Source organism: Streptomyces sp. Y20, from assembly GCF_043195475.1.
In the GTDB taxonomy this organism is placed as follows: Bacteria; Actinomycetota; Actinomycetes; order Streptomycetales; family Streptomycetaceae; genus Streptomyces.
Genome location: NZ_JBIDDP010000001.1, coordinates 187,365 through 202,473 on the forward strand (window position 1 = coordinate 187,365; position 15,109 = coordinate 202,473).

Genomic DNA, 15,109 nt, shown 5'->3' on the forward strand with positions numbered 1-15,109 from the left:
AGTTCGTGCCATGGCCTTGCAGATCAACGCCACCAACCCCGAGCACCCCGCTCCGCTGCTCGCCCTGCCCTGGGGCACGCCCCTGGAGGAGTGGCCCGAGGAGTACCTCGTGCCGCTCCCCCGCGGCATCTCCCGGCACGTCGTGCGGTACGCACGCGCCGGCGACGAGGTCATCGCCGTCAAGGAACTGGCCGAACGCCCGGCGCTGCGCGAGTACGAGCTGCTACGCGACCTGGACCGCCTCGGCATCCCCGCCGTCGACCCGCTGGCCGTGGTCACCGGGCGCACCGGCCGCTCCGGCGCCCCGCTGGAGCCCGTGCTGGTCACCCGGCATCTGCGCGGCTCGCTGCCGTACCGGTCGATGTTCGAGACGACCATGCGCCCGGCGACCATGCACCGGCTGATGGACGCCCTCGCCGTGCTGCTGGTGCGGCTGCACCTCGCCGGGTTCGCCTGGGGCGACTGCTCGCTGTCCAACACCCTGTTCCGGCGGGACGCCGGCGCCTACGCGGCCTATCTGGTCGACGCCGAGACCGGTGAACTGCACCCCCGGCTCAGTCCGGGGCAGCGCGAGTACGACCTCGAGCTGGCCCGGGTGAACATCAGCGGCGAGCTGCTGGACCTGGAGGCGTCCGGCGCACTCCACCCCTCCGTCGACCCGGTCGACTTCGGCCACGAGATCTGCACCCGCTACCAGGGGCTGTGGCAGGAGCTGACCCGCACCTCGGTGTACCCGGCGGGCAAGTACCACTACATCGAGCGCCGCATCCGCCGTCTGAACGACCTCGGGTTCGACGTGGCCGAGATGCAGATCGAGCACTCCTCCAACGGCGACACCGTCACCTTCGTGCCGAAGGTCGTCGACGCCGGCCACCACCAGCGGCAGTTGCTGCGGCTGACGGGGCTGGACGCCGAGGAGAACCAGGCGCGGCGGCTGCTGAACGACCTGGAGAGCTGGATGGCCACCCAGGACGACTACGCTCCGGCCGATCCCCTCGCCGCCCGCCCGGAGGTGCTGGCCCACCGCTGGGTGCGGGACGTGTTCCGGCCCACCGTGCGGGCGGTGCCGCCGGAGCTGCGCGGCTCCATGGACCCGGCGGAGATCTACCACGAACTCCTCGAACACCGCTGGTACCTGTCCGAGCGCGCCCAGCACGACATAGGCCTCGGCGTCGCCGTCACGGACTACATCGACCGGGTGCTGCCCAAGGCCCGGGCCACGCTGGAGCCGACGAGCCCCGAGTAGTTCAGGCGGGCGGGACCACGGCCACCGGGCAGTCCGCGTGGTGCAGCACGCCGTGCGCGACCGAGCCGATCCGGGCGCCGACGGCCGTGCGGTGCGCCCGGCGGCCGACGACCACCAGCTGCGCCCGTCCGGCCAGCGACAGCAGCACCTGGCCCGCGCTGCCCATCTCGATGTGCTCCGCCACGGGCACCTCGGGGAACCGCTCCCGCCACGGCCCGAGGGCGTCGGCCAGTGCCTGACGCTCGTACGGTTCGAGGCCGCCCGCGTCGTCGAGCAGCCTGAGCGAGCCGGGGCTGTAGGCGAACACCGGCGGCAGGGTCCACGCCCGGACCGCCCGCACGGTGGCGCCGCGGGCCGCCGCCGTCTCGAAGGCGAACCGCAGCGCCGCCGCACTGTCCTCGGGGTCGCCCTGCTGGCCGACCACGACGTCCCGCCCGGCCGACTCGGCCGCGGCCTCGTCCTTCGCGCGCACCAGCACCACCGGCCGGGCCGCCTCCGCGATGACCTGCTGGCCGACCGAGCCGAGCAGGAAGCCGACCACGGGTCCGTGCCCGCGCGAGCCGAGCACCAGCATCTCGGCGCCGGCCGCCACACCGGCCAGGGTCTGAGCGGCCCCGCCCTCCCGCACGTCGACGCTCACCGTCAGCTCCGGGTGCCGCCCGGAGACGACGCGGACGGCCTCGGACACGCCCTGGGACACCCAGCCGTGCTGGGTCTCGCGGTCCGCGGCGGCGAGCGTCTCGGCGTAACGCCACACGTGGACCACGTGCAGGGGCAGCCCCCGGCGGACGGCCTCCCGGGCCGCCCAGTCCAGCGCGGCCAGACTCTCCTCCGTACCGTCCACCCCTGCCATGATCGGGCGTGTCATCCCTGGGCCTCCTCGTCACCTGTCCTCGTGGTGCTGGTGCCCACTATCGGGCACGGGTGCGCACGGGCACGACGATCCCGTGACCGGGCCGTCCGCCCCGCACCGGGGCCGCCCCGTACGTGTGAGCGAGCCGGGGCGATCGCACATACGATGGCTTCGAACCGGTGCGGTGGTCCCCGCGACACCGTCCCGTGGGAACCGGCACCCGGGGTGGGAGACGTATGGCACTGGCCGCCGACGCAGCGCGGACCGTCATCCTGACCGTGGACGACGACCCGGGGGTCTCCCGCGCCGTCGCCCGCGATCTCAGGCGGCGCTACGGCGCGTCGTACCGGATCGTCCGCGCGGAGTCCGGGGAGGCCGCGCTGGAGGCGCTGCGCGAGCTGAAGCTGCGCGGCGACCTGGTGGCCGTCATCCTGGCCGACTACCGGATGCCGCAGATGAACGGCATCGAGTTCCTGGAGCAGGCGCTCGACGTGTATCCGGGCGCCCGCCGCGTGCTGCTGACGGCGTACGCCGACACCGACGCCGCGATCGACGCGATCAACGTGGTCGACCTGGACCACTACCTGCTCAAGCCGTGGGACCCGCCGGAGGAGAAGCTCTACCCGGTCCTGGACGACCTGCTGGAGGCCTGGCGCACCCGCGCCTACCGGCCGGTGCCCAGCACCAAGATCGTGGGCCACCGCTGGTCGGCGAGGTCCTCGGAGGTGCGCGAGTTCCTGGCCCGCAACCAGGTGCCCTACCGCTGGTACTCGGTGGAGGAACCGGAGGGGCGGCGGCTGCTGGCGGCGGCCGGACAGGACGGGCAGCGGCTCCCGCTGGTGATCACCCCGGACGGCAGCGCCCTGGTCGAGCCGGAGGCGCCCGAGCTGGCGGCCCGGGTGGGCCTGGCGACGACGCCGACGGCCGAGTTCTACGACCTCGTCGTGATCGGCGGCGGACCGGCCGGGCTCGGCGCCGCCGTGTACGGGGCGTCCGAGGGCCTGCGGACCGTGCTGGTGGAGCGGTCGGCGACCGGCGGGCAGGCCGGGCAGAGCTCGCGGATCGAGAACTACCTCGGCTTCCCCGACGGCGTCTCCGGTGCCCAGCTCACCGACCGGGCGCGGCGGCAGGCGGCCAAGTTCGGCGCCGAGATCCTGACCGCGCGCGAGGTGACCGGGCTGGAGGCCTGCGGTGCCGCGCGGGTCATCCGGTTCGCGGACGGCTCGGCGATCGCCGCGCACAGCGTGATCCTGGCGACCGGGGTGCAGTACCGGCAGCTGGACGCCGCGGGCTGCGCCGACCTCACCGGCTGCGGGGTGTTCTACGGCTCGGCCCTGACCGAGGCGGCCTCCTGCCAGGGCCAGGACGTCTACATCGTGGGCGGCGCCAACTCGGCGGGCCAGGCGGCGATGTACCTGTCCAGGGGCGCGAAGTCGGTGACTCTGCTGGTGCGCGGAGCGGACCTGTCGGCGTCCATGTCGTACTACCTGATCCAGCAGATCGGCGAGGCCCCGAACATCTCGGTGCGCTGCCACACCGTCGTGGACGAGGCGCACGGCTCCGGCCGCCTGGAGCGGCTGACGCTGCGTGACACGGTGACCGGGGAGACCGAACTGGTCGACGCGCAGTGGATGTTCGTGTTCATCGGCGCCGCACCGCTGACCGACTGGCTGGGCGAGGCGGTGCTGCGCGACGGGCGCGGCTTCATCCTTGCCGGCCCCGATCTGACCGCCGACGGTCGCCCGCCGGCCGGCTGGGAGCTGGACCGGCCGCCGTACCACCTGGAGACCAGCGTTCCCGGCGTGTTCGTGGCCGGCGACGCCCGCGCCGAGTCCGCCAAGCGGGTCGCGTCCGCCGTCGGAGAGGGAGCCATGGCCGTGATGCTCGTCCACCGGTATCTGGAGCAGTCATGAGCGGGCAGGTCATGCCGTGCAGTCCGGGGGAGATCGGCTCGCTGTTCCTCTTCGAGAAGCTGAGCCCTCAGCAGCTGGGCCGCCTGTGCGGCGCGGGGCGGATGGAGCTGTTTCAGCCCGGCCCCGTGTACACCGAGGGCACTCCCGCCACCTGCTTCTTCGTGATGGTCCAGGGCACCGTCGTGCTGTCCCGCCGGGTGGGCGGCGACGACGTGGAGGTCACCCGCACCTCCCAGCCCGGGGTGTACGCGGGCGCGATGCAGGCCTACCTCGGCGACCGTGTGCCGCAGGTCTACAACAACTCGATGCGGGTGACGGAGCCGACGCGGTTCTTCGTGCTGCCGGCGGACCTCTTCGCGGAGGTGATGCGCGAGTGGTTCCCGATGGCCGTGCATCTGCTGGAGGGGCTGTTCTTCGGCTCGAAGAACACCCAGGCCATGATCGGGCAGCGGGAACGGCTGCTCGCTCTCGGCTCGTTGTCGGCCGGGCTCACGCACGAACTGAACAACCCGGCGGCGGCGGCCGTCCGGGCCACCTCCGCCCTGCGGGAACGGGTCGCGAAGATGCGGCACAAGCTCGGCGTGATCGCCGCGGGGCCGTTCTCCCGTGACGTGCTGGCGCGCCTGATCGAGATCCAGGAGCGCACCGCCGAACGGGTGGCGAAGGCACCGGCGCTCGGCCCGCTGGAGGCCTCCGACCGGGAGGACCAGCTCACCGACTGGCTGGCGGACCACGGCTTCGAGCAGGGCTGGCAGGTGGCGCCCACCTTCGTGCAGGCCGGGCTCGACGTCGACTGGCTGGAGCAGGTCGCGGCGGCCGTCGGCGAGGAGGTCCTGCCCAACGCGGTCGGCTGGCTGAACTACACCATCGAGACCGAGCTGCTGATGAGCGAGATCGAGGACTCCACCACCCGCGTCTCGCGCCTGGTCGGCGCCGCCAAGCAGTACGCGCAGCTGGACCGGGCGCCGTACCGCGAGGTGGACGTCCACGAACTCCTCGACAGCACGCTGCTGATGCTGTCGGGGAAGATCGGTTCGGGCATCACGGTCGTCAAGGAGTACGACCGCACGCTCCCGCCGGTGCCGGCCTACCCGGCGGAGCTGAACCAGGTGTGGACGAACCTCGTCGACAACGCCGTGTCGGCGATCCGGAGCGCCGGCGGGGAGGGCACGCTGACCGTGCGCACCGCGCTCGACCACGAGCGGCTGCTGGTGGAGTTCCGGGACACCGGGCCCGGCGTGCCGCCGGAGATCAGGGACCGGATCTTCGACCCGTTCTTCACCACCAAGCCGGTCGGCGAGGGCACCGGGCTCGGCCTGGACATCTCCTGGCGGATCGTCGTCAACAAGCACCACGGCACCCTGCGGGTGGAGTCGGTGCCCGGGGACACCCGCTTCCAAGTGCTGCTGCCCCTGACCGCCGCCACGCACGAGGAGGAGCTGGCATGAACGACGCCGAAGGAATCGACCCCCGGGTCCCGCCCAGCGGCACGGGCTGCGTGGAGTGCGAGGAGGCCGGCGGCTGGTGGTTCCACCTGCGCCGGTGCGCGCGGTGCGGGCACATCGGCTGCTGCGACGACTCCCCCGGCCGGCACGCCACCGCCCACTACCGGGAGACGGGGCACCCGGTGATCCGCAGCTTCGAGCCGGGTGAGGCCTGGTTCTGGAACTTCGCCACGGAGGAGCTGTACGGCTCCGGGCCCGAACTCGCTCCCCCGGCCGGCCACCCCGCCGACCAGCCGGCGCCCGGTCCGGCGGGCCGGGTCCCGGCGGACTGGGCGCAGAACCTGCGCTGAGCCGCCGGCGCGGCGTGCTCCGGGCGCGGTGCTCCGCGCTCCGCGCTCCGTGCGCGGTGCTCCGTGTTCCGTGCGCGGTGCTCCGTGTTCCGTGCTCCGTGCTCCGTGCTCCGTGCTCCGTGCTCCGGTCCGGGCGTTCCCCGGGATACTGACGCCGGGCCGTCCGCGCGGGGCCGGGAACACGGATGCCCCGCGCGGGGCGGGGCATCCGGTGGTGCCGGGTGTGCTGCCGTCCGTCAGTGGCGGGCGGCCGGCGTGTTGGCGGCGGTGACGTTGACCGCCGACCACGACCTGTCCACCGTCTTGTACTCGGTGCTGTTCGCGCCGTACAGGTCCTTGGCCGCCTGCAGCGTCGCGAGGCGCGCCTGGTGGAAGTCGGTGTCGGAGACCATGTAGCGGGTGAGCGCACGGTAGTAGATGGCGGTCGCCTTGGTGCGGCCGATGCCCTTGACCGTGATGTTGTGGTACGTCGGCGAGTCGTAGGTGACGCTGCCGATCTTCTTCTTGCCGCTGCCCTCGGCGAGGAGGTAGTAGGCGTGCGAGGAGACACCCGAACCGGCGTGCACCTCCGCGCCGTACACCTCCGGCCTCCAGTAGTCGACCGTGCCCTCGAGCTTGTCGAGCGACGGGTGGTCCAGGCGGCGCAGGAACTTCTGGGCGAGGCCCATCTTCTCGCCGATCAGGTAGTCCGGCGTGTCCTTCGCGTTCTTGGCGTAGAACTCGACGTTCGAGCCGAAGATGTCGGCGAGCGACTCGTTCAGCGAGCCGGGCTCGCCGTACTGGTTGCCCAGCCTGTCGACCAAGGTCGGCTGGAGGTTGGCGGTCGCCTCCACCACGCCGTGGGTCAGCTCGTGACCGGTGACGTCGAGGACGACGAGCGGCTTCTTGAACATCTTGCCGTCGCCGTCGCCGTACAGCATGCAGTTGCAGTCCGGGTCCCAGAAGGCGTTGCCGACCTTCTTGCCCCAGTGGACCATCGCCTGGGCGGGCTTGCTGTTGTTGGCGATGCCCTTGCGCCCGAACGCGGCCTTGTAGAAGTCCAGGGTCTTGGTGATGCCGTACTGGGCGTCCGCGGCGGCGCTGACCCGGCTGGTGGTCGTGCCGTTGCCCCACACGTCGGTCGTGTTGGTGAACTTCGTGCCCGCGCTGAACTTCTCCGTCTCCGAGCCCTTGGCGTCCCGGGTCTCGGTGCCGTACCGGTTCGGGTCCTTGAGCTGGAAGTGGCCGCGCGAGGTCTGCGTGGTGGTCAGACCGACGGTGCCCACGAAGAGGGTCTTGCCGGTGCCCTTGGCGGCCGACGGGTAGCGCGTGGCGCCGGAGACACCGGAACCGAGCAGGCCGGACGCGGTGGGGGCGGAGCCGGCACCGGTGGCCGGGTCCGCGCTCTCGCCGCGCTCGCGCAGGGTGTCGACCAGCTTCGGCGACAGGAACTCGTCCCGGACGGGCGTGTTGCTGCGCACCTTGCCGGTGACCGCGTCGACGACGACCGTGCGGGAGTCGTCATCGGTGGTGACGGTGACCTGGTAGGCGAGCGCGGAGGCGCCGCCCCGGGCGTCCACCACGAGCCGGGCGCCGCCCGCGTCACCCTCGGCGGCCTCGGCGGCCTTGGCGGCGGCCTGGGCCGGGGTCAGGCGGGCCTTGGCGGCCGGCTCGACGGTGTGGTCGGCCGCGCGGGTCACGCCCGTGTAGCCGAGCCCCCGGTCGAGGTGGACGATGAGGTCGCCACCGAGCACCGGCAGGTCGCCGTGCGTCCGGACGAAGCGGACGTGCCGGGCACCCTCCGGGTCGATCATGACGTCCTGGGCGTGCAGTTCGTCGCCCTTCGAGACGCCGGTCGCCGAGGCGTGCGTGAAGGCCGCGGTGCGCGCCGCCTCCACCACCAGCGTGGCGTTCGAGGCGGCGGAGGCGGCGGTCCGCTCCACCCCCGTGGAGGGACCCGCGAAGGCCGTACCGGCCAGGCCCGTGGCAGCCGTCGTCACCGCGATGGCGATCGCCACGGAGCGTATGTGCGCTCTACGCAATCTGATCAGGGTTCCTTCGTTCGAAGGCGGCCGGGGTCACCGACCGCCTTGAGAAATGGCGCACTCGGGCGCCATGGGGGCTTGTCTGACGCCCCCGGGGGGTAACCCTGTCCGATCAGTCATGTACACGTAAAGCCGGAATGATCCATTTCGCGAACTTCTATGGCAATCCTTTACGAACGGACGCCACAGAGTGATCACCGGACCACCAACTGTGTGTCGCCCGGGGAGACGTTGCCCCGATCCCCTAGGTTCCCAGGGCGGGATGTGACCGATGTCGCATCAGGAACCGAACCGATGGGAGTGGGTACCGGATGGTCTCAGCAGCGGTGGGACGGGGAACGGTCCTCGGGGCGGTCGCGCTGTCGCTCCTCGCGGTCCCGGCGCGGGCCGTGGCCGGGGAGCACGACGCCCCGGCGGCGGCGGCGCTCCCCGCGCCGGACACGGCGGGAGTCGCCGCGGTGCTGCGGTCGGCGGTGGACCGGGGCGCGCCGGGCGCGCTGGCCCGGATCGACGACCACGGGCGGACGTACCGGGTCACGCGCGGTGTCGCCGACCGGGGCAGCGGACGGGCCATCAGCACGCAGGACCGGTTCCGGGTCGGCAGCATCACCAAGACGTTCTCGGCCGTCGTCCTGCTCCAGCTCGTCGACGAGCACCGGCTCTCGCTCGACGCGCCGGTCAACCGGTACCTGCCGAAGCTGCTGCCCGACGACCGGATCACGGTCCGTCAGGTGCTCAGCCACCGCAGCGGACTGTACGACTACACGAACGACATGTTCGCCCACAGCGTCTCCGGCTTCGAGGCGGTGCGGAACAAGGTCTTCACCTACCGCCAGCTGGTCGCCCTCTCCCTGGAGAAGCCCCGCACCAACGCGCCGGGCGCCGCCTACGCGTACTCCAACACCAACTTCGTCGTCGCCGGCCTGCTCATCGAGAAGCTCACGGGGCGGCCCGTGGCGACGGCGTACCGCAACCGCGTCATCGCGCCGCTGGGACTGTCCGACACGTTCTACGTCCATCCGCGGACGGCGATCCCGGGGCGGTACGCCCGCGGATACCTCACCCCGGACACGGCGGGCGCCGCGCCCGTCGACGCGACCGCCCAGACCGTGTCCTGGGCGCAGAGCGCGGGTGCGGTCATCTCCAGCGCGCGGGACCTCGACACGTTCTACGGCGCGCTGCTCGGCGGACGGCTGATGTCCGCCGCCCGGCTCGCCGAGATGGAGCGCTTCACCCGGGTCGACAGCACGACGGCGTACGGGCTCGGGCTGCGGCGGCGGGACCTGTCCTGCGGGGTGTCGGTGTACGGGCACACAGGGGCCGTACAGGGCTACTACACGTACGCGTTCGCCACGAAGGACGGCGGGCGCACCCTCACGGCGATGGCGAACACGTCGAACAACGGGAAGGTGCTGGGCACCTTGGCGGGCGTCCTGGAGTCGGCGTTCTGCGGCAAGGGGAGGACGGTCGAGCCGTGACGGCCGTTCCGTGGCCGAACCGGTACGTTCCGTGATCTTGGCGGAACGCTGTGGTCCGGGACACCATGCCCCGCATGAAGGGTGATCTTTTTTCCAGTCAGCACGTGGTGCAACCGGCCGCCGAGCCGGGGATGACCGTCGAGAACGCCAAGTGCCTCAGGTACGCGGTGAACGGCGAGATGCACGCCCGGCAGGGCGCGATGGTCGCCTACCGCGGCGACCTGAAGTTCGAGCGCAAGGGGCAGGGCGTCGGCGGCATGCTCAAGCGCGCGGTCACGGGTGAGGGACTGCCCCTGATGGCGGTGCGCGGACAGGGCGAGGCCTGGTTCGCGCACGAGGCGCAGAACTGTTTCATCGTCGAGGTGGAGGCCGGCGACCGGTTCACGGTCAACGGCCGCAACGTCCTGTGTTTCGACGCGTCGCTGTCGTACGAGATCAAGACGGTGAAGGGGTCGGGCATCGCCGGCGGCGGCCTGTTCAACAGCGTGTTCGGCGGACAGGGCCGGCTCGGCCTGGTCTGCGACGGCAACCCGCTGGTGATACCCGTGACCGCGCAGGCGCCGGTGTACGTCGACACGGACGCGGTGGTGGGCTGGACCGCGCACCTGGAGACCTCGCTGCACCGCTCGCAGTCCCTCGGCTCGATGCTGCGCGGCGGTTCCGGTGAGGCCGTGCAGCTGATGCTCCGGGGCGAGGGGTACGTGGTGGTGCGGCCGAGCGAGCTGACGCCCCAGAAGCCACAGCAGCACTGAACCTTCACAAGTGAGCCGCCCAGCCCGGGCAACCCCTGCCGCCGTACCGGCGTCTTGACCAGCGACAGACCGAGCCCCGGCCCTCGGGCCGGGGCAATTTTCCGAGACACTATGCACGCGATGTATACACTCTGTGCATAGAAGGGTACGCATGTACGGCAAGGCTTCCGCCCCGGAGTACCAGGGCGCCCTGACCACCCTGTCCGTGAACTCCTCGCTGGTCGACGTGCTGGCCGAGGGCACCGAACGGCTGCGCGAGGCCGAGCGGGCGGGACTGCCCGGCGAGGCGGCGCGCTGCGGGCTCGCCGTCGCCGAGGCGCACCGGCGGCTCGGCCACGTGCGGGACGCCGACCGGGCCTGGAAGGCGAGTTACCGAGCCGCCCGGGAGGCCGGCGACACCGCGGCGATGGCCTGGGCGCTGTGGAGCGGCGGCACTCTGGCCCGCCAGCGCGGGGCGTTCCCGCTCGCCTGGCGGCTGCTGAAGCTGGCCGCCGACCTCGGCGAACGCGGCGGGGACGTCGTCGTCCGCGGCTACTCGCTGGCCGGCCTCGCGGAGACCGGGCGCATCCAGGGGGACTACGCGGCGGTCGGCCGGCTGCACGAGCAGCTGCTGGCCGAGGCACGCAAGCGGGGCGAGGCCCGGCACACGGTGTGGGCGCTGGAGGGCATCGCCCAGATGCACCGCAACACCGGCGACTTCGACCGCGCGTACGCGCTGTTCGAGGAAGCGGCACAGATAGCCGGCCGGGCCGACGACCGGCGCGGTCACGCCTGGGCGCTGCGCGGACTCGCGGACATCCTCTCCGTGCGCGACGGCGCCACCGAGCGGGCCCTGGAGCTGCTGGCCGAGGCGGAGGCCGGCTGCCGCGAGATGAACCTGTCCAGCGCGCTCGCCTACAACCACAAGATGCAGGGCAACGTCCTCTACCGCGCCGGGCGCCACGCCGAGGCCCGGGACCGCTACGAGCTGGCGCTCACGGAGTTCCGCACGATGAGCGAGCCCCGCGGCGAGGCGCTGTCCCGGCTCGGCCTCGCCAAGTCCCTCGCCCGCCTCGGCCGCGACCGCGCCGAGACGGCCGCCGAACTCGCGGACCTGGCCCGGACGCTGGAGCGCAGCGGGCTGCGGCACGCCCGGGAGATGGTGGTCCGGGCCCAGCGGGAGCTCGGCCTCGACGCGGAGGCCGCCCGGTGACGGCGCTCGGCACGCCGGTGCAGGACCCGGCCCTGCTCACCCTGACCCGCTGCCGGGAGCTGGTACGGCCCGCGCTGGAGGACGCGGTGGGGCGGCTGCACCCGTGGGTGGCCGAGATGGCCGCCTACTCCTTCGGCTGGTGCGAGGTCGGCGGGGCACCCGCCGCCGCCCCGGGCGGCAAGGGCGTACGGCAGGCGCTGGCCGTGCTGGGCGCCGAGGCCGCGGGCGCCGACGGGCGGGCGGGGGTGCCGGCGGCGGTCGCGGTGGAGCTGGTGCACGCCTTCTCGCTGCTGCACGACGACATCATGGACGGGGACGCGGTCCGGCGCGGCCGACCCACCGTGTGGCGGGCCTACGGCACGGGCCCGGCCGTACTGGCCGGGGACGCCCTGTTCGCCCTGGCGGTGGACGTGCTCGCCGCGGCCCCCGAGGGCCCCGGCGCGGTACGGCTGCTCTCGTCGGCCCTCGCCGACCTGGTGCGCGGGCAGGCCGACGACCTGCTGTTCGCCACCCGGCCGTGGACCGGGCCGGAACGGGTGACGACGGCGGAGTACCGGGCGATGGCGGAGGGCAAGACCGGCGCGCTGCTGGGCTGTGCTGCCGCGCTGGGCGCCGCGCTCGCCGGGGCGCCCAGGGCCACGGCCGACGCCCTGGACCGGGTCGGGCGGCACCTCGGGATCGCCTTCCAGCTGGTCGACGACGTGCTGGGCATCTGGGGCGATCCGGCCGTCACCGGCAAGCCGGTGGGCGGCGACCTGCGGGAGCGGAAGAAGACCTATCCGGTGCTGGCCGCGCTCGGTTCCCCGGCTGCCCGGGACCTGCCCGCACTGCTGGACTCGCCGGGCCGGGCCGGGGAGGCCGCCGCACTGCTCGAGGCGGCGGGCGGCCGGGCGGCTGCCCTGGCCGAGGCCCGCGCCCACACGGCCGCCGCGCGGGCGCTGCTCGCCGGCACGCCCCTGGCCGGCGGGGCCGCCGGGGACCTGGTACGGCTGCTGGACCTGTTGGCGGACCGAGCCCGGTAACCACCATCCGATACGGCGTTGACCTGGGGTGTCCCGACGGGTCAGGGTCCGTTCCGGCGCGGTTCCCGATCCGCGCCGGAAGGGTGGAGCACCGTGATCGGCATCTCGGACATCGAAGCCGCAGCACAGCGGATCGCCGGACACATCGTCAGGACGCCGACGGTGGCGAGTCCCGGCCTCGGCGAGCTGCTCGGCGTCCCGGTCACCGCCAAGCTGGAACTGCTCCAGCGGACCGGCTCGTTCAAGGCCCGCGGGGCCACGGCCAAGCTGCTGTCACTGAGCGCGGCGGAGCGCGCGGCGGGCGTGGTCGCGGTCAGCGGCGGCAACCACGGTGTCGCGCTCGCGGTGATGGCGGCGGCCCTCGACGTGAAGGCGACCGTGGTGATGCCGCGGACCGCGCCCGCGCGTTCCCTCGCGCTCGCCGAGGAAGCCGGGGCGTCGGTGCGGCTCACCGACGGCATGGACAGCGCCTTTCAGCTGGTGACGCGGCTGCGGGACGAGGGGCTCACCCTGGTCCACCCGTTCGACGACCCGGTGGTGATCGCCGGACAGGGCACCGTGGGGCTGGAACTGGCCGAGGACGCGGGGGAGCTGACGGACGTCGTCGTCAGCGTCGGCGGCGGTGGTCTGATCGCCGGGGTCGCGGCGGCCCTGCGCGCCCTGCGCCCGGAGGTGCGCGTGTGGGGCGTGGAGACCGAGGGCGCGGAGGCGATGTCCGGTGCGCTGAGGGCGGGCGGCCCGGTACCGGTGCCGCTGTCCTCCCTGGTGACGACCCTGAGCGCGCCCTCGGTGGCGCAGCTGACGTACGACCATGTGTCCGCGCTCGTCGAGGACGTCCTGGTGGTGCCGGACCGGGACGCCGTGCAGGGCTGCCTGGACCTGGCCGACCACGCCAAGGTGTGGGGGGAGCCGGCCGCGGGCTGTCTGCTGCCGGCGGCCCGGCAGGTGGCGGCGCGGGCCGGTGACGGCGCCCGGATCGGGCTCGTGGTCTGCGGGGGCAACACGACACCCGGGGAACTGCACGGCTGGGCGGAGCGGTTCGGCCTGCTGTGAGACGGCTGCCGTGCGGCGGGGCGGCCGATCCGGCACCGCACCGGCCTTCGAACGTACGAATGGAAGGCGGAAAGGGGGCGTGAATTGAGGATTCGCTGAACGCACCCCCGCGCGCCCCGCGTACCTCTGGGCAGGACGCGGCAGGGCTTCAGCGAGGGATGACCATGGTCGAGACGCACGTCTGCGCACACGAGTGGGTCGCCGGGCGGTACCGGCTGCTGGAGGTCTTCGCCCGGGAGACGAACCGCCTGTGGTGGTACGCCGAGGACACGGCGGCCGAGCAGCCCCGCCTGGTGGCACAGACGGCCCTGCCGGAACCCGTCGCCGAGGACACCGCGCGCCGCGTCACGGCCCGGGTCGTCCGCACCTCCGAGACCATGCGGCTGCTCCGCCCCGGCCAGGTCGCCGCGGTCGTCGACGCCGTGGTGGAGGCCGGCACCCTGTGGACGGTCACCGAGTGGATCGACGGCACACCGCTCGGCGAACTCCTGGCCCGGGAAGGCTCCTTCCACCCGGTGCGCGCCGCACGCACCGGCCTGGAGCTGCTCGACGTGCTGCGGGCGGCGCACGACGAGGGCATCACCCACGGGGAACTGAGCCCCGGCCAGGTCTTCGTGCGGGACGACGGCCCGGTCGTCGTCACCGGGTTCGGCCTGGCCGGCGCGACCCTGGTGCCGCGGCTCACGGCACCCTCGTACGCCTCGCCGGAGCAGGCCCGCGACGAACGCCTGGGCCCCGCCGCCGACCTGTGGGCGCTGGGAGCGCTGCTGTACACGATGGTCGAGGGCCGGCCGCCGTTCCGGGACCGCGGCCGGCCCGACGCCACGCTGAAGGCCGTCGACCGGCTGCCGCTGCGCACCCCGCTGCGCGCCGGCCCGCTCACCCGCGCCGTGCAGGGGCTGCTGCGCAAGGACCCGCGGGAGCGGCTGACCCGGCCGGTGGTCCGCGAGGCCCTGACCCGGGCACTGACCGAGGACACGGACGCGGACCACCGGCCCGCGCCCGTGCCCCGGTTGCGCGGCGCGTACCGGTGCGCCGTCGCCGCCGGTCCCGGGCGCGGGCGACGGCTCCTGGCCGTCGCCGCCGCGCTCGCCGTGACCGCCGTCGCCGGCGCGGTGCTGGCCGCGGCCGGCGCGCTGCCCGGCACGGACACCGCCGGACCGCCGCGCCGGGCCACCGCCCCGGCCGGCCGGCACACCGGCGGCGCCACCCCATCTGCCACCCCGCCCGCCGCCACCCCCGCCCCGACCCCGTCGGCCTCCCCGGCCCTGCCGGCCGGCTACCACCGGTACACCGCCCCCGAGGGCTTCTCGGTGGCGCTGCCCGACGGCTGGCGGCGGCTGGCCACCTCCCGGGTGGCCGGCCTCGCCTACCGGGTCACCTTCGGCCGCGGCGGCGACCCGACCACCCTGGCCGTCACCTACAGCGAGCGTGTCGGCCCCGACCCCGTCGCGGTCTGGCGGGACGACGTCGAGCCCGGGCTGGAGAGGCTGCCCGGCTACCACCGCGTCGGCGCCGTCCGGGCCACCACCTACCAGGGCCGCAGGGCCGCCGACCTGGAGTGGCTGACGGGATCGGGGGACTCCCGGACGCACACCTTCGGGCGGGGCTTCCTGCTGGGCGGGGCGCGGGGCTTCTCCCTGCGCTTCACCACCCCCGCCGGGGCCTGGGGGAACGCGGCCGGCCGGCTGGCGCTGCGGACGTTCCTCGGGACATTCCGTGCGCCGAAGGACTGACCGGGGGCCCGCGGGCCGTTTTCCGGCGGCCGAGCCGGGGACTCG

General features: G+C 73.7%; 12 protein-coding genes. 10 read left to right on the plus strand and 2 right to left on the minus strand.

Annotation, left to right across the window (positions count from 1 at the left end; translation table 11 throughout):
• Positions 1-10 precede the first annotated feature (10 nt).
• A complete protein-coding gene (locus tag ACGFT1_RS00870; RefSeq protein ID WP_373906872.1) occupies positions 11-1,246 on the plus strand; it encodes a DUF4032 domain-containing protein in 1,236 nt (411 codons plus the stop codon).
• Position 1,247: 1 nt separating this feature from the next.
• Here the strand turns inward: ACGFT1_RS00870 and ACGFT1_RS00875 are convergent, their stop codons facing one another.
• On the minus strand, positions 1,248-2,114 hold the full coding sequence (locus tag ACGFT1_RS00875) for a universal stress protein (protein ID WP_373906873.1): 867 nt from the start codon (positions 2,112-2,114) through the stop codon (positions 1,248-1,250).
• A gap of 221 nt (positions 2,115-2,335) precedes the next feature.
• On the opposite strand from ACGFT1_RS00875, the gene ACGFT1_RS00880 reads away from it, so the two are divergent.
• From ACGFT1_RS00880 to ACGFT1_RS00890, 3 genes are read left to right on the plus strand one after another with little or no spacing between them, the layout of a single operon-like run.
• The gene (locus ACGFT1_RS00880) at positions 2,336-4,012 is read left to right on the plus strand and encodes an FAD-dependent oxidoreductase (protein ID WP_373906874.1); all 1,677 of its coding nucleotides are present in this window, start codon (positions 2,336-2,338) and stop codon (positions 4,010-4,012) included.
• Positions 4,009-5,460 carry an ATP-binding protein gene (locus ACGFT1_RS00885; RefSeq protein WP_373906875.1) on the plus strand — a complete coding sequence of 484 codons (1,452 nt, stop codon included), beginning with the start codon at positions 4,009-4,011 and terminating at the stop codon, positions 5,458-5,460. The genes ACGFT1_RS00880 and ACGFT1_RS00885 overlap by 4 nt, the downstream gene beginning before the upstream one ends.
• On the plus strand, positions 5,457-5,807 hold the full coding sequence (locus tag ACGFT1_RS00890) for a UBP-type zinc finger domain-containing protein (protein WP_373906876.1): 351 nt from the start codon (positions 5,457-5,459) through the stop codon (positions 5,805-5,807). Before ACGFT1_RS00885 ends, ACGFT1_RS00890 begins: the two co-directional genes overlap by 4 nt.
• A 236-nt stretch (positions 5,808-6,043) precedes the next feature.
• Here the strand turns inward: ACGFT1_RS00890 and ACGFT1_RS00895 are convergent, their stop codons facing one another.
• Positions 6,044-7,804: a M4 family metallopeptidase gene (locus tag ACGFT1_RS00895; protein WP_373906877.1), complete on the minus strand. Its 1,761-nt coding sequence runs from the start codon at positions 7,802-7,804 to the stop codon at positions 6,044-6,046.
• Positions 7,805-8,142: 338 nt separating this feature from the next.
• Between ACGFT1_RS00895 and ACGFT1_RS00900 the strand changes: the two genes are divergently transcribed.
• The 6 genes from ACGFT1_RS00900 to ACGFT1_RS00925 all read left to right on the plus strand — a co-directional run bounded on the left by ACGFT1_RS00900 (position 8,143) and on the right by ACGFT1_RS00925 (position 15,064).
• The gene (locus ACGFT1_RS00900; protein ID WP_373906878.1) at positions 8,143-9,309 is read left to right on the plus strand and encodes a serine hydrolase domain-containing protein; all 1,167 of its coding nucleotides are present in this window, start codon (positions 8,143-8,145) and stop codon (positions 9,307-9,309) included.
• 74 nt (positions 9,310-9,383) lie between these two features.
• Complete coding sequence (locus ACGFT1_RS00905; RefSeq protein ID WP_373906879.1) at positions 9,384-10,061, plus strand: AIM24 family protein; 678 nt, start codon at positions 9,384-9,386, stop codon at positions 10,059-10,061.
• A 151-nt stretch (positions 10,062-10,212) separates the two neighbouring features.
• Positions 10,213-11,253 carry a tetratricopeptide repeat protein gene (locus tag ACGFT1_RS00910; RefSeq protein WP_373906880.1) on the plus strand — a complete coding sequence of 347 codons (1,041 nt, stop codon included), beginning with the start codon at positions 10,213-10,215 and terminating at the stop codon, positions 11,251-11,253.
• Positions 11,250-12,275 (plus strand): polyprenyl synthetase family protein, encoded by a 1,026-nt coding sequence (locus ACGFT1_RS00915; protein ID WP_373906881.1) that lies wholly within the window; start codon positions 11,250-11,252, stop codon positions 12,273-12,275. The genes ACGFT1_RS00910 and ACGFT1_RS00915 overlap by 4 nt, the downstream gene beginning before the upstream one ends.
• A gap of 93 nt (positions 12,276-12,368) precedes the next feature.
• Complete coding sequence (locus ACGFT1_RS00920; protein ID WP_373906882.1) at positions 12,369-13,328, plus strand: threonine/serine dehydratase; 960 nt, start codon at positions 12,369-12,371, stop codon at positions 13,326-13,328.
• Between the two features lie 158 nt (positions 13,329-13,486).
• Complete coding sequence (locus ACGFT1_RS00925) at positions 13,487-15,064, plus strand: protein kinase (RefSeq protein ID WP_373906883.1); 1,578 nt, start codon at positions 13,487-13,489, stop codon at positions 15,062-15,064.
• Positions 15,065-15,109: the final 45 nt, after the last annotated feature.